The 15,474-nt window shown below is 37.1% G+C and carries 11 protein-coding genes, 1 tRNA gene and 2 rRNA genes; 3 read left to right on the top strand and 11 right to left on the bottom strand.

Annotated elements, in window-relative coordinates:
- Positions 1–24 precede the first annotated feature (24 nt).
- The 5 genes from GQR44_RS12310 to GQR44_RS12290 all read right to left on the bottom strand — a co-directional run bounded on the left by GQR44_RS12310 (position 25) and on the right by GQR44_RS12290 (position 5,432).
- Positions 25–1,023, bottom strand: coding sequence for a LacI family DNA-binding transcriptional regulator (locus GQR44_RS12310; RefSeq protein WP_166372069.1), 999 nt, complete (start codon positions 1,021–1,023; stop codon positions 25–27).
- A 40-nt stretch (positions 1,024–1,063) separates the two neighbouring features.
- Positions 1,064–2,161 (bottom strand): sn-glycerol-3-phosphate ABC transporter ATP-binding protein UgpC, encoded by a 1,098-nt coding sequence (gene ugpC, locus GQR44_RS12305; protein ID WP_166372068.1) that lies wholly within the window; start codon positions 2,159–2,161, stop codon positions 1,064–1,066.
- A gap of 2 nt (positions 2,162–2,163) precedes the next feature.
- A complete protein-coding gene (locus GQR44_RS12300) occupies positions 2,164–3,126 on the bottom strand; it encodes a carbohydrate ABC transporter permease (protein WP_166372067.1) in 963 nt (320 codons plus the stop codon).
- Positions 3,127–3,132: 6 nt separating this feature from the next.
- Positions 3,133–3,996, bottom strand: a complete 864-nt coding sequence (locus tag GQR44_RS12295; RefSeq protein ID WP_166372066.1) for a sugar ABC transporter permease — start codon at positions 3,994–3,996, stop codon at positions 3,133–3,135.
- Between the two features lie 86 nt (positions 3,997–4,082).
- The gene (locus GQR44_RS12290; protein WP_166372065.1) at positions 4,083–5,432 is read right to left on the bottom strand and encodes an extracellular solute-binding protein; all 1,350 of its coding nucleotides are present in this window, start codon (positions 5,430–5,432) and stop codon (positions 4,083–4,085) included.
- A gap of 1,155 nt (positions 5,433–6,587) precedes the next feature.
- On the opposite strand from GQR44_RS12290, the gene GQR44_RS12285 reads away from it, so the two are divergent.
- The gene (locus GQR44_RS12285; protein WP_166372143.1) at positions 6,588–8,648 is read left to right on the top strand and encodes a bifunctional 2',3'-cyclic-nucleotide 2'-phosphodiesterase/3'-nucleotidase; all 2,061 of its coding nucleotides are present in this window, start codon (positions 6,588–6,590) and stop codon (positions 8,646–8,648) included.
- A gap of 191 nt (positions 8,649–8,839) precedes the next feature.
- On the opposite strand, the gene GQR44_RS12280 is transcribed toward GQR44_RS12285, so the two are convergent.
- Positions 8,840–10,072: a divalent metal cation transporter gene (locus GQR44_RS12280; protein WP_166372064.1), complete on the bottom strand. Its 1,233-nt coding sequence runs from the start codon at positions 10,070–10,072 to the stop codon at positions 8,840–8,842.
- A 255-nt stretch (positions 10,073–10,327) separates the two neighbouring features.
- Here GQR44_RS12280 and GQR44_RS12275 point away from each other — a divergent pair, with 255 nt between their 5' ends.
- Positions 10,328–12,052 carry a GGDEF domain-containing protein gene (locus GQR44_RS12275; RefSeq protein ID WP_166372063.1) on the top strand — a complete coding sequence of 575 codons (1,725 nt, stop codon included), beginning with the start codon at positions 10,328–10,330 and terminating at the stop codon, positions 12,050–12,052.
- Between the two features lie 39 nt (positions 12,053–12,091).
- Here GQR44_RS12275 and GQR44_RS12270 read toward each other — a convergent pair whose 3' ends face one another.
- Complete coding sequence (locus GQR44_RS12270) at positions 12,092–13,513, bottom strand: MDR family MFS transporter (protein WP_166372062.1); 1,422 nt, start codon at positions 13,511–13,513, stop codon at positions 12,092–12,094.
- Positions 13,514–13,968: 455 nt separating this feature from the next.
- Between GQR44_RS12270 and GQR44_RS12265 the strand changes: the two genes are divergently transcribed.
- On the top strand, positions 13,969–14,220 hold the full coding sequence (locus GQR44_RS12265; protein ID WP_166372061.1) for a hypothetical protein: 252 nt from the start codon (positions 13,969–13,971) through the stop codon (positions 14,218–14,220).
- 231 nt (positions 14,221–14,451) lie between these two features.
- On the opposite strand, the gene GQR44_RS12260 is transcribed toward GQR44_RS12265, so the two are convergent.
- The 4 genes from GQR44_RS12260 to rrf (GQR44_RS12245) form a co-directional block, all read right to left on the bottom strand.
- Positions 14,452–14,703, bottom strand: a complete 252-nt coding sequence (locus GQR44_RS12260; protein WP_166372060.1) for a DUF2498 family protein — start codon at positions 14,701–14,703, stop codon at positions 14,452–14,454.
- 248 nt (positions 14,704–14,951) lie between these two features.
- Positions 14,952–15,027, bottom strand: a tRNA-Thr gene (locus GQR44_RS12255).
- Positions 15,028–15,035: 8 nt separating this feature from the next.
- Positions 15,036–15,151: ribosomal RNA gene (gene rrf / locus GQR44_RS12250) — 5S ribosomal RNA — on the bottom strand.
- 69 nt (positions 15,152–15,220) lie between these two features.
- Positions 15,221–15,336, bottom strand: a 5S ribosomal RNA gene (gene rrf / locus GQR44_RS12245).
- Positions 15,337–15,474 lie beyond the last annotated feature (138 nt).

Raw genomic sequence — 15,474 nt, 5'->3', positions numbered from 1 at the left:
AGAAAACTCAGCACATTTTATTTCTTAAGCATCAGATTGTCTGGAAACAATCGTTGCTCGGTGCCAATTACTAACTTCAAATTGCTTATTTTCTACTTTATTTAATATTAGTTTAGACATTCCTTCACCAACAGCACTAGTGTCGTATTTTACCGTGGTGATTGAAGGTTTAGTATAACGGCTATGTTCATAATCTCCATAACCTGCAATAGCGATATCAATACCCACTTGATAACCTAACGCTTCACAGGCAGCAATCGCACCTAATGCCATTGTATCGTCAGCACACAGAATACAAGTAGGACGTTGCTCTAAAGACATGATCTCTTTTGTCATTTCCATTGCTTCACGTTCATTTAGTTCACCACTTAACAACCAACGTGGGTCAAGCGTCAAATTAGCTTCTTGCATCGCTTTTAAATAACCTTGTTTACGCGCTTGTGAAAAGGTTAATTCAAATGGCGCATCGAGGAAGGCAATACGTGAATGGCCATTCTTTATTTGACGTTTTGTAAGGTCATAAAAAGCTTGTATATTATCTACATCAACAAAGCTGTCAGCCGTAAAATCATCACCAAACCCAAAACAAACGTAAGGGAAGTGATGTTTCCTCAACATTAGGATCCGAGGGTCATCGTGGCGGGTACGTACAATAAAAACACCATCAACTAATCCACTAGTAATGAAATCAAAATAGACTTGTTGTTCATCTTGCCAATCAAAAATAGTTGTCACGATTAACTGGTAATCATGTTTTGCTAAAAACTCAGCGGCAGATGCTAATACCTTGGAGAATGCAGATGAAACAAACATTCTTGAATGAGCAGGCAGAATGATGCCGATATTTCGAGACTTACCAGAAGCTAATCGTTTTGCTGTAGGGTTCGCTTTATAACCTATATCCTGAGCTGCCTTTAATACTTTTTCACGCGTTTGCTCATTCACATCTGTATAGCCATTGAGGGCTCTCGATACAGTAGATTTTGATAATCCTAAATGTGCGGCCAGTTTTTTAATCGACATAAATCACCTGATGTTGAGATATAAACAAGCAATCTGATATTTAAAGACGTTGCTCAGTTTGATAGTCAAAGATTAATACACGGGAAAGATCCACGAGTAAATCAATTTCACCACCGCGTTTAATCTCAGAACGTAGATCCAACCTTGCTTTTACAGAGCCGCCCGCTAGATTAAATAAAATCTCTTTATCAAACCCCATTGGTTCAATGAGGTCAATAGTCAGATTAGTAAAGTTAAACGCAGCCTCTGTTTCAGAAAAGAAGGCTTTATCGTTAAAAAAGTCAGGTCGAATACCTACTTTTACCTTTAAACCTGAATCAGGGATAGATGCTTGATAAACTACATTTGATAATTGCTCTCTAGGTAAATGATAACCATCAATATCCAAATAATCATTGAACAATGTTCCCTCTATAATATTCATGGAAGGTGAACCGATAAACTGTGCAACAAATATATTGGTTGGATTAAGATAAATCTCCATGGGAGTGCCGGATTGAGCAATATAACCATCGTGTAACACTACCACCTTATCCGCTAAGGTCATTGCCTCGACTTGATCATGGGTAACATACACACTGGTACGACCAAATTTATTATGAATTTTACCTATCTCTGTGCGCATGTGACTACGTAATTTAGAATCTAAATTAGATAAAGGCTCATCAAACAGAAACACATCTGCTTCCCGTATAATGGCACGTCCCATCGCAACACGTTGACGTTGACCACCTGATAAATCCGCAGGCTTTCTATCTAATAGTTCCTCAAGTTGTAACATCTCGCTTATCTCGCTCAAACGACGTTCAATTTCTTCGTTATCAACCTTTAAACGACGTAGTGCAAAAACAATGTTTTCCTTAACCGACTTATGAGGATAAAGCGCATAATTTTGAAACACCATCGCAATGTTACGATCCTGCGGTTCAATGTCATTCACAACACGGTCACCAATAATAATGTCGCCCGATGTTGGTTGCTCTAAGCCTGCAATCATTCGTAACGTGGTTGACTTACCACAACCAGAAGGGCCAACCAGCACCACAAACTCACCATCTTCAATCGCTAAATCAATACCTTTTACAACCTGTGTTTTATCGTAACTTTTAATAATATTTTTTAATGTAATAGCAGCCATAATTACCCTTTAACCCCGCCGTCTGTTTTTCCGCCCTTCATAAAGCGAGATGCAAATAAGAAACAAATTACAATCGGAGCCAAGGTCAGCATCGATGCCGCCATGATTCGATCCCAAATTGCATTTTTGGATACAAACAACTCCTGTAACGCTAATGGTAACGTATGAAATTCTGGATATTGTTTAAGGAAGACAGATGCAAATAAATACTCGTTCCAACCAATAATAAAACAGTAAATAAAGACAGTGGCCAACATAGGCAGAGAAAGAGGCAACACCACTTTGATAATCGCTTCCTTGCGTGAGCAACCATCCATCATCGCTGCTTCTTCTAATGCAAAGGGAATGCCTCGAAAGTAATTCCCTAACATATACATACCGACCGGTAAGGTTTGAACAATGTAAATTAAGAATAAACAGAAAGCACTCCCCCACAAGGAAGAAGCTAATCCAATATTCATTGCCATTTGATACAAAGGCACCATCAATAACACACCGCCAACCATATAAACAAACAATACCGAGCGCTGTATTACCACTTGTCCTTTAAAACGCAATCGACTGATTGAATAGGCTCCCATAACAGAGAAAACCAATGAAAATGTTGCAGCCCCAACAGAAAATATAACGCTATTCAGCATATATTTTCCAAAAGGAAATAAGTTGTCGTTAGACATATATTTAGCGGCAATCGCATCTTTTTTATCTTGAGGTAACTTTGGATTATTCAGTATCTTTTGAATAGCCGCAGGAATTTCAACCTTTTTAGCCTCCGTTAAACCTAACAATTCTTTATAAGCATCTAGATTAATAGTTTGTGGAATTAACGAAGGATTACCCCAGTCATACTGGTGTTTCAGTGACGTTGAAAGAATTTGCGCAAAGGGTAATAAACTAAAACTCACCAATAATAATACGGCTAAAGCAAATCCAATACGGCCTGTTATTGTGCGTTTTCCTATCATATTAAATCACCACTTCATTATTTTTTTGATATAAAACCAAATGAATACAGACAACACGGCTAACTGAATAACAGAGGTTGCCGCCGCTAAGCCTTGGTCGATAACGCCAGTAAAGGCTTGGTAATAAGTAAAAATAGGCAAGGTTTGCACATTAGGAGCAAGAAGGTACACATCTTCAAAACGATTCAAGTTCCATATAAGACGCAGCAATACAACCGTCGCTAATACAAAGTACAATTCCGGTAAGGTCACATGAAAGAAACGCCCTACTGGGCCATAGCCATCAATCGCAGCGGCTTCGTATTGGTCGCCTGAAATGGAAACGAGTTTTGATAATATAAGCAAATAGGCAATGGGTGCATGCTTCCAAATATCAAATAGCACAACCACCCATAATGCAGAGTCAGGGTTGCCAATTAAATTGGTACGTTCACTCCATACACCCAATACATCCACAAACAGATAATTTACAACGCCCGAAATCGGATCAAACAAAAACTGCCAACCAAACACCACTGAAATAACAGGTGCAACATAGGGCAACATAATGGCCGCATTAACCAAACCACGACCTTTAAAGGGCTCCTTCAATAGCAGTGCCATCGCTAAACCTAATAGCGTGGTCCCTACTACAGTACCCAATAAATATAAACTGGTTGTGCCAATTGCCGAATAATAATCGGTGTTTGACAGCAATTTCATGTAGTTTTCAAAACCAACAAATGTTTTATATCCATTTAACTGAACATCAAAAAAGCTCAAATAAACGTTATACATCAGAGGATAAAGAATCAATAGACCAAGGATCAGAATAGTCGGCGCAACCAACTTCCAACCAAACTTAGCTTCAGCTCGTTCTAATGGCGTCATCATTTTCCCTTATCAATATGAGGTTTAGATACCCCATATTGATCATTGATAAATACATTTAAGAGTAACAAGCGCGAGTAAATAAATTACTCAGAAACAATCTGCTGCATCTGTTTTTCAGCCCAATCTAATGAAGTTTGTGTATTTTCATCTTCGATAGTTGCACGGTAAATCATGCGAGGAATAATTTGTTTGGCAAATATTTCACCAGATTTAGGGAAGGTTTTGCCCTCTACGACGGAGAAGTTTCTAATGCTATCGAAACCAGCGACAATCTCTTTAATTGACTCTTTACCATATTGCGCAAAAATACCTTTTGGATCATTTAGAAATTCATCTGTTTCCGCAATGTCACGTAGCATAGGTAAGTGACCACCAACGGCCATATGCGAATAAGCAACCACTTGGTCTTTTTCATTCATATATTCAATAAACGCTTTAGTCGCTTCAACTTCCTCTTTATTGTCATTTTTCATTACACTCAACCCAACCAAAGTGCCAAATGATGAGGGTGATGTTTTGGTAATGGTGGTTGCTAAGCGCGTATTTTTGGCCAAATCAGGATCAAAAGCGGCACCTTTAAGGTCTTTAAAGTTTTCAGAACTTAACGAACTAGCAGCCGCTTCAGCCAGTGCGATATCATCTAAAATATAAGATGAGTAAAAGAACATCGCTAACTTACCTTGTAAATAATAATCACGTGCTCTCCAACTTTGTGGACCAGGAGGATTGTATTGCGATAGGTTTTTATAAAAATCTAACACTTCTTTTTGTGCTTTCGAGTTAAAAACAAGCTCACCGTCTTTGTTAAACTGCCCAGCATCATTAGACAATGCAAATTGTGTATAACATTGCTCAGCATAATTATCTGCTTTAGTGCCAATCAAAATACCGTATTGATTTTCTGTTGGTTTATAAAAATACTTTGCAGCAGCTTCTATCGATTCCCAGGTAGTTGGCGGCGCTAACCCAGCCTCTTTAAACCAATCGGCACGATACCAAATACCTTGCACCCAGCCACTATAGGGAACTGAAACGTATTCATTAAGTTCGGCACTTTCAACTAACTTCAGCGCACCAGAATAAAAACGCTCTTTACCCAGCTTTTGAATCACTTCTGTACTCGATTTTGTATCAATAATGCCCTCTTCTGCAAAAGCGAGTGAAAGGTCTGATCCCACTTCAATCATATCTGGCAGCGTATTAGCAGCAGCTGCTGCAGCGATTTGCTTTGGCATATCGTTTTCATCAACAGCAATCACTTTCACATCGATACCGGGATTTAATGCCGCGAATACATCCGCCATGATTTGAATAGTCTGAATACGGTCAGATTGTGTTTGTACCGTCCAATATTCAACAGTAGTCGCATTTACTAAACTAGAAAATGGTAGGCCTGCGGCGGCAAAAAAAATAGTCAAAGTCTTGAGTTTCATCGTTATTTCCTTATTTGATAATAGCGTGATATCAATATCAATCAGCTAGATAGCCTCATAACCAATACCTGATGGCTGCTTATTATTAAGTAATGTAGATAAGTGATTTCGTTAAGTTATTTTATTGCTTGTTTTTTAGTCTACCTTAGGTGGCAGTGGTTATTATTTGAGCTAAGTCTCGTTATTGAACATTTACAAAACCGGTTTTGACGAATGTGCAAATGATCCAAGTTTATACAAACAAATGGCACTAAAACATAAAAAATGTCCTTTATATGATCAAAAGGAAGAGTAAGAAGGCAAATAGAAAGGCACTTAATTAAGGTGATGAATGAAGCAGAGAGGTAATAAATAAAGCGGAAATACAATAAAAAGGAACTAATTTCACACAAAAAATCAGCCGAATGTAGAGTAAAAGTGAGTATAAATAGCTATTATTAACGTCAAAAATTACACACCCTAAATGAGTATTCTCATCATATACGGTCATAATTTCATATTGTAAAGATCAGATCCTTGAAAATAATTTTTAATATTTAAATCTAAGCTTTAATAAAAAACACAAAAAATAAAATGTTCATGCTGACTTAAAAAGTGTTATTTAAAACAGCTATTATATCATACTTTAATGACCTAAAGCTCAAAGCAGAAATAGCCCTCTAATATCTAACTCCCTTAGTATTTACAATGCTCAAAAAAGTAAATTAAAAATATTTATTGACCCTTTCTACTCCTTATTTTCATTCATTATCCAATGCCTAAAGACGTTAAATAATACAATTAAGTAATGCTTTTAAAGCCTTCAAAAAAATATGCTAATAAGCTCCAGCCATCAATTTCAATAAAAATAAAATACCTTAAAATCATAACCTTAAAAATAAATTAACCACTAAAAACAACATATTTTGTTAATTAACAATACCCTCAGAATAATAATCATCGTTACTATTAACTAGCTCACACTTTAGGTTGTCTTGATTACTTAGGCTAAATAAGCACCAACATAAAAGTGTAACTAACGTGATTAATAATATCGCCTTAGCCTGTAACGGTAGTGATGCATATCGCCAATTAAAATTGGAAGAATGATAGCTCAGACTTGAAGCTAAACCACTTTTTGAAAACGGATCTTAAATATAAATATAAGGGAACAATATTTTGAATAAAACACTTCTTGCCATGTTAATTTCATCAGCAATCGGTCTTCAAGGCTGTAACTCTAACGATACTGACGACACCTTTTCAGCCCAGTTACGTGTACTTGAGACATCAGATATTCATGCCAATGTGATGGATTATGATTATTACCAAACAAAAATGGACATCACAATCGGTCTTGCGCGTACAGCAAGTTTGATCAAGATTGCTAGATCAGAGGTTGATAATACGTTACTTGTTGATAACGGAGATTTATTACAGGGCAGTCCAATGGGTGACTACATCGCAAGTGAATTCAATGATGGTAATGAGTTCACCACTCATCCAACGCATAAAGCGATGAATTTGTTAGATTACGAAGTCGGCAACATAGGTAATCATGAATTCAACTACGGACTAAGTTTTCTTGAAAAAGCAATTAACGGTGCAAATTTCCCTTATATAAACGCCAATGTTTACTGTCAAGCAGACTGTTGGAATGACAAAGAAGCAGGCGATAATTTATTCACACCTTACTTAATTAAAAAAACGCTAATAACTGATAACAATGGTGAAGAACGTAGTATTAATATTGGTTATATTGGTTTTGTTCCACCACAAATCCTGCAGTGGGATAAACAAAATCTTGATGGAAAAGTTACCGTTAAAGGTATCGTCGAAACCGCTGAGAAATTTATCCCTGAAATGCAAGCGGCAGGCGCAGATATTATTATCGCAATTCCTCACTCTGGTATTGGATCAAGTGAGAACCCTAGCGACGTTAATGCAGAAAATGCCACCTATGCGTTAACAACCGTTGACGGTATCGACGCCATCATGTTTGGCCACAGCCATTCTGTTTTCCCAAGTGCACAGTTTGCCGATATCCCAAATGTTGATATAGAAAAAGGATTAATTAACGGTATTCCTGCGGTAATGCCTGGACGATGGGGCGATAACCTAGGCGTTATCGATTTCGATTTAACATACAGCAACCAAAAATGGACGATAAAAAGTGCCACATCTGAGTCACGCCAAATCTATGCACGCAATCAAGAAAACATTAACGTACCCGTGGTTGATGCAGATAAAGATATACAAGATGCAGTTGCTATCGAACACGCTGCAACCTTAGACTTTGTAAATGCCCCAATCGGTAAAGCTGATAGTGATATGTACAGTTACTTAACCTTGGTACAAGACGACCCAACGGTTCAGATTGTTTCTAATGCACAGATGCAATATGTTAAAGATCAAGTAGCAGCATCGGATAACCAATCACTCAAAGGATTACCAGTGTTGTCTGCTGCTGCTCCCTTTAAAGCAGGTGGCCGACATAGTGCAGGTTCAGATGCTGATTCTTATGTTCAAGTACCGAGCGGCGACCTAACTTACAAAAATGCAGCCGATTTATACCTTTATCCAAATACAGTCGTTGCACTTAAAGTGACAGGCGCACAATTACAAGATTGGCTAGAGTGTAGTGTTAATCAGTTTAATCAAATTGATAAAAATAGTACCGAACCTCAATACTTAATTAATTGGCAAGATCACCGCACTTATAACTTTGATGTCATTGATGGAGTCACTTACAAAGTCGATGTTACTCAAGCCAGCAAATTTGATGGTGACTGTGCCGTTATTAACCCTAATGCTCAACGTATTGTTGATTTAACCTATACCGATGATCAAGATAATGAAATCACAGGCGACGAGTTAGCAGCCCAAGAATTTATTATTGCGACCAATAATTATCGGGCATTCGGCGGCAAGTTTGCAGGTACAGGTAGTAATTATGTGGTGATGGAGCAACCAGATACTAACCGTGATGTGTTGGCGGCTTACATAACTTCTGAAACAGAGGCTAACGGAACTGTTAATCCTTCTGCAGATAATAACTGGGATTTTCTAGATATTGATACCTCAGTGATATTAGATGTTCGTTTTGAAACACAAAATAGTGAAACAGCAGATAGTTTTATTGCAACCTACGGACAACGTTCATTAACCAAACGAGCAGATAGCGATGAACTAGGATTTGCGGTTTATAATATTGATTTAACACCTACAATAAAATAATACAGTTAAACAAGATTAAAGTGTGTACGACTAACCAATCTTTAACAGGCAATTTTTAGCCTGTAAAAAGAGCCAAACAAAAAGCTTGAAAACGTCTGCTTTCAAGCTTTTTTTAATTCCCTAAGCACTAGTCACTAGGCAATACCCACTAACCAATGCCCGCTAACCAATGCCCAGTAAAATAGATTAAGTTACAACATTTTCCAGATAACAAAGGTGGCAGCAAAGCCAACCAGATACAATAAACCTAACCAACTTAAGCTTCGTAATAATGGACCATGTTTGATACTTTCTTCAGAACGAACCAACTTAAAATTAAGCCAAGCAAATACAGGGGTCGTCACAAAAGCCAGTGTCATAGCAAAGGTTAGCATTGGCGCTAACGATGATTTAAAGAATAAAATAACCGCCATCCCTGTAAAAGATTGCAATAATAACCAAATATTCAAACTATGCTTAGATTGCTTAAAACCTAACAACTTATGAGATTCATTAAGCGTTCGAGCATAACCATCAAGTACCGTTAAGGTCGTACCAAATAAACACAGGAAAGCAATAATGGACACTAAAGGACGTGCCCATTCACCGATGGTCATGGCATACATATCAATAAGTTGTTTCGCAAATGCAACACCACCTAATACAACCGTACTACTTTGTCCGTATTGAACTAATACGCCTAACCCAAAAAAGACTAACGCGAGTCCAGCCGTTAGCCAATAGCCTACATTAAAGTCGAGTAAACCTTGCTCTCTACTGATCACCTGTTGCGTTTGCTTTTCCTTTAACCATAAAGAGCTTAATGCAGAAACTTCAATAGGTGCTGGCATCCACCCCATTAACGCAACCATAAAACTTAACATGACTAATTCATAGGGAGATGGGCCAACATAATCAGCAGGTGCCATCGCACCATTATTAAAGGCAATAATAAAAGCAATCACAGTGGTAATCGTGAGGATCACCATAATCACTTTGGCGACATTATCTAGCGCTTTAAAGTGCCCAAGTAATAAAATAACTAAACAGACTGCTAAAATTAACCAACATAATAAAGTAATAGAAACACTAACGGGCAAGGCATAATGCAACAGGCTAGCGGTTAATAAAATCACCCCTGCCGTATTAACTATCGCGGCGATTATATTGAGTACGATGAAGCTATAGAAAAACCATGGGCCTCGACTTTGATAACCTTCAATTAAGCTTTTGCCTGTGGCCAATGTATATTCAACACCAAACCGGAAGAAAGGATATTTAAGGACGTTAACGGCAACAATTAACCATAACAATTGCCAACCAAAAATAGCACCAGCTTGTGTAGAAGCAACGAGATGAGAGCCACCAATGGCAGCAGTAGCCATTAATATACCGGGGCCAAAAGCATTAAGACGTGATTTTAGGGTTGATACGGATTGATTCATGAAGAACTCTAGATGTGCATTAATATGGACAGCTAAGATACAGAAATTAATGCGAATAAAAAAGAGTAAGTCGTTATTTTTAAAAACCTTTAAAGCCAGCTAATTAGCGTGGTCAGAAGCAGAATGGCATAAGCGTTTACTTAGTAACCTATTTCATAGTGAATTACTTTATTTTGTTAACTAATCATGTAATATCATTTATTAATATACAATAAAGTGAAATCATCATGAAAATGACAAATATTTTGAAATATTATGCCGATATATGACCCTACCCGGAACAAAACTAGCTTAAAATCTTTTAACGTATTTGTCTTCGTCAGCCTTTTCATCGTTATATTTTCTGGTCTCTATTACCAATATACTTCATCTAATGAAAACACCTCTGCAAACTTCAAAAATACTAGCTACAACAAATCATTAGAAATAAGAGAAAAGTTTAGATTAATCTTCGATAAGCTAGAGTATCAATTCATTCAATCAGAAGCAGAAAACCTTGCAAAACTAGATCAATTATTCGAATTATATAAAAACCAGAAAGAAGACTTTGACCTCAAAAAAATTGAAAGAGAATTAAACAAAAATGTAGATTTTGGTCAGTATGAAATATTCATGATCAATAAAGAGTACATTATTGAAAAAGCCTCTTATGAAAAAGAAATAGGGCTTAATCTGGGGCAATTCAAAAGCGTCAAAAGTCTATTTGACGATATATTCAATAAAACCATTAACATTGATATCTCATCGCCTAAACTCGACATGGATTCAAGACTCAAAAGATACCTTATTAAATTATCCGATGATGGAAAATATATTCTTCAAATAGGTTTTTCATTGGATTATAGTAATGAAATAAACAAGCAATTACATTACCTTACCTCTGACGCAAGCAAAACTAATTTATACCTAGCCACTGAATTTTTTATTCAAGATATTAACGTAAAATCGACAGATTTCAGTTCTAAGTTTGAGCATAATGAATATTGCAAAAAGATCACCAATGAGTTTTTATTAGACATCAACATTCCCCTAAAAGATCAACGATTAGCTGATCTTGCCAAGGTCGATACCAGAGACATCAGCTTAAATAAAGCCTTACAAAAAATCATACCATTGAATGAAGAATTGCTAAGTTTTGTAGATAAAACAGAAAATACAATGAACTTTTACTCAGCGACTAGTTCACTATTTGGCAATGAAAGTGGCACCTTATTATTTATCAAAACGTCTTTTCCTATGGAGCCTTTAGATAAAAATTTAAACGATAACCTGAGTACCTTTTTATTCATTACTATTTTAGTATTACTGGTGTTAATTTTCTGTGAGTGGTTTAAAGAGAGAGAAATAACATCAAAAATCACCTCTATCACCAAGGTGATTCAAACCAATCAGATGATTGAAAATGAAACATCGGCAATTAAAGATATCAGCATTCTAATCGATAGCTATAACAGTATGTTAACGAGGTTAAATGACCAAATTAGAATCAATAAAGAACTATCCTATATCGACCCCTTAACCGAAGTTAAAAATAGGAAAGCTTACGATGAAAAAATTGAAGAATTAGTCTCTTTATATAAAAGGTATGGCACAACATTCTCCATAGCTATTTTTGATGCCGACGACTTTAAAGAGATAAACGATACTTACGGTCATAGCTTTGGAGATGGCGTATTAAAAGCGATCACCAAAACGCTAAGGTGCAGCATTAGAAATGACGATATGCTTTTTAGAATAGGTGGTGAAGAGTTTATTGTGATCTTCCCAAATACAACCTTGATAGAAAGTAAAATCGTGATTGAAAAAATCAGGATCATAATAAATGAAAGCCTGACTTATCAAGACAAGGCTAATGTCACGCTTAGCATCGGTTTAACTGAAATTAAAGAGCAAGATAATAAAGATTCAATCTTCAAAAGAATCGATAACTTTTTGTATGTTTCCAAAGGTAACGGCAAAAACCAAGTTACCTTTGATTAACCTTAGGCTGCTTGAATGCTTTGAGTGAACTCCATATGTTTATTCGTTAGCGAGTAAAATTAAAGGCGCACGAGCAGCATTAAGCGCAGCCAAAGTAGTGATCACAGCTGCAACATAAAAAGCCGTTTGAAATGCATTAATAATCGGTTCCTGTGGGCCACTACGTAACATCTCAATACTGGTATTATGATCAAACTCTGGAAGCAAGGTATAAATCAAAACACCAAACAAAGCAGTACCTACCGCAGCACCTAAATTACGCGACAAAGACGCTAATGCAGTCACTGAGCCTATATTAGCTTTACCAGCAACAGTTTGAATCACTAATTGAGTAGTAGGCATAACAGTGCCAAAGCCAATCCCACAAAACATACCTAATATTGCTATCAACATAGGCTCAGGCGGTATACTTCCCAATGCAATAAAACCAGCCGTTGATAAGCTCATTCCCACTACCGGAATATATTTAGGCACGCCCGTTTTAGCCATCACGCGTCCACTGATCAACGCGCCAGAAATTTGCCCAACAGTTAACGGTAATAACAATAATCCCGAAGTAGCAGCATTAGTCTTTAAACCTAACTGTAAATAAATAGGTAAGAAAAAAATCAATGCAAACATACAAGCAGCAAACAACATCGAAGTGATTAACGGAATATAGATAGCGCGATTTTTAAGTAGCTCATTGGGTAAAAATGGCGTCGAATGGCGAACTTGATTGCGATAAAAAACCACCGCTAATAATAAAATGAGGACAAGGTAATAAGCACTGTTCAAAGATAACCATTCAAAATTTTGACCTGCAACCGAGACCCAATAAAGAAATAAACAACATAAAATGGGAAAAGTCATCAGCCCAACCCAATCGATAGGTCGATGGCGATGTGCTAAATCCACTTTAGATGTTAAACGCATTAAACGCCAAGCGGCAATCGCAGCTAATGGAATGTTCGCCCAAAATAACCAATGCCAAGAATAATGGGTGACCACTAAACCACCTATCACCGGTCCGCCAATACTTGCACAAGCAAACATAGAGGCAAAATAACCCTGGTATTTAGCACGCTGTCTGGGTGGAATGAGTTCACCGATCAGCGCTTGAGAAAGACTCATCAAGCCACCGCCACCGAGACCTTGAATAATACGGCCGATGATCATATGCGACATGTTTTCAGCCAACCCACCAACGACCGAACCAATACAAAAGATACCCAACGCCCAGACTAATACATTACGACGCCCGTAACGGTCTCCTAACCAGCCATATATTGGAACAGATGCTACGGTAGCAAGTAGATAGCCAATTGCTATCCATGAAGATAAATGAAGCTGACCAAGATCACCGACAATACTAGGTGTCGCTGTTGCCAAAATAGTTTGATCAACGGCAGCCAAAAACATCGGTAAAAAGACCGCAGAAAAAAACACTAAAAAGGCTTGTCGCGTTAAAGGCTGACTCATGATATTGGAAGAGATAACGAAGATAATAGGTTCAAGTTGACGCTCATTATTTTAATGATTAATAGTTTCAAATCGTTTCTTAGATTCACATAATAGTTAGCAAATCAAAAAATTAGCAGTTTAAAAATTAACAGCTTAAATAATGACAGATTACCAAGACACATCAACCTATTTCTGATCGCAAAAGTGCTACAGATATAAGCACAACAGAACTGACATAATTAAACTTAAGGTGTAAGTAATCCCCAGTGTAAAGAATTCGCTTAGTAATTATAAAACCTGAGAGAGCTAAAAGGATGAAGCAGATTTCACTTTATAACCTGGCATTATTATCAATAGTTATATAGCAGAGAAGCCCCTTCTCTGAGCCAAAGATTGCCTTAAAAAAATAAACACCGTAACATTCCAACAATAATTTATTTGGCAACAAAAAGAATAACAATAGGAAAAGCACTATGAATAACAATGCAGAGATAATTTCAACGTTAACAGAGTTAGAAAATTTTTTAAAACTTGTTGAAAACGGTGGACTAGGTATTACGAACATCGAAGGTGTAGCATTAGCAACAAACAATAAAGATGGACGCCGCTTCGTCGCAGTATTAGATGATAAGCATCAATTACTGCTTTCACGCTGGGTTACAGAAGAGGTTTTTCAAACAGGCCAAGATTTAGTACGCAATGGCACCAATCCCACTAAGCACTAACACAGAGCATTTAAATAGAAATATTTAAAATAGAATAATGAGGATTAGCAATAATCGCTGCCCTCATTAATCTTAAAAAGGCAAAAACAAAGATCTGCTCCACGGCCTTATCCTGTCAAATAGTTCATGGCGAAAATTTCTGTGATTAGTTCTTTTTATTTGCCTACTTTATTTTTTTGCTAAAAGTAGACACATAAGATAAGAAGAATGGAGTATTTTGTTATTACGCTCTCAATCAACTAACGTGTATTTATTTGAGAAATGGTGGCAGAGCCATTTGTATAGGTTGAATGCAGTCATACTTTTTGCTGTTGGTAGACCCTCGTCATCTAAAAAGGATTCCCCTTTAAAGGTGATCACACCATGTTGTTCTGACACAGCTTCTACCTTAATGCCTTCGATAAAATCTTCATGCTCTGGTAACTGTGCATTGGCTAGTTTAATAATGTCAGCACTGTTAATTGTTTGTTTATCGTTGCTCATTGCTTTATTCCTGTAATGAATACTTATGGGTAATATATTACCCAGAGTCACAGGTAAACCGCAAGTTAAAGCAGCAAACTGTTAAATAATCGAGATTGCCATTATTATGCGAATTTAAGAATATTAATAAATTAGAAATTAAAACTAAGTTTTGGGAGATAAATTAAGAAAGCTAATAAAGTTGAATAGTGGTTAATACTTTATGTGGAATGTTTGAAGTAAAATTTTGAAGATATGGAACAGGGGAATGGTGCTGATAGGCGGATTTGAACCGCCGACCTCACCCTTACCAAGGGTGCGCTCTACCAACTGAGCCATATCAGCAAATGGGGATCTGATAATGACCTACTTTCGCATGGGGAGACCCCACACTATCATCGGCGCAGCTGCGTTTCACTTCTGAGTTCGGCATGGGATCAGGTGGTACCACAGCGCTATTATTATCAGAAAAAATCTTATATTTATAGCGTTATAAATATTAAAACCCCAGTCATTGGACTGGGGTTTTGAATTAGGCGCTTGGCGATGACCTACTTTCGCATGGGGAGACCCCACACTATCATCGGCGCAGCTGCGTTTCACTTCTGAGTTCGGCATGGGATCAGGTGGTACCACAGCGCTATTGTCGCCAAGCATAAAAACGGTGAATGTCTTTTTATTCAACGGCCATGAGGAGATTAACGTCTTTTGGTTAATGTCCGTTGGCAGTTCTAAATAAAAAACACTCTTAGGAAAACTAATAGATATCGTTCTAAATCAATCAATGTTGTA

This window comes from Psychromonas sp. SA13A (assembly GCF_011378715.1).
GTDB lineage: Bacteria > Pseudomonadota > Gammaproteobacteria > Enterobacterales > Psychromonadaceae > Psychromonas.
The sequence above is the reverse complement of the archived record's forward strand: the minus strand, read 5'-3'. Positions and strand labels throughout refer to the sequence as shown.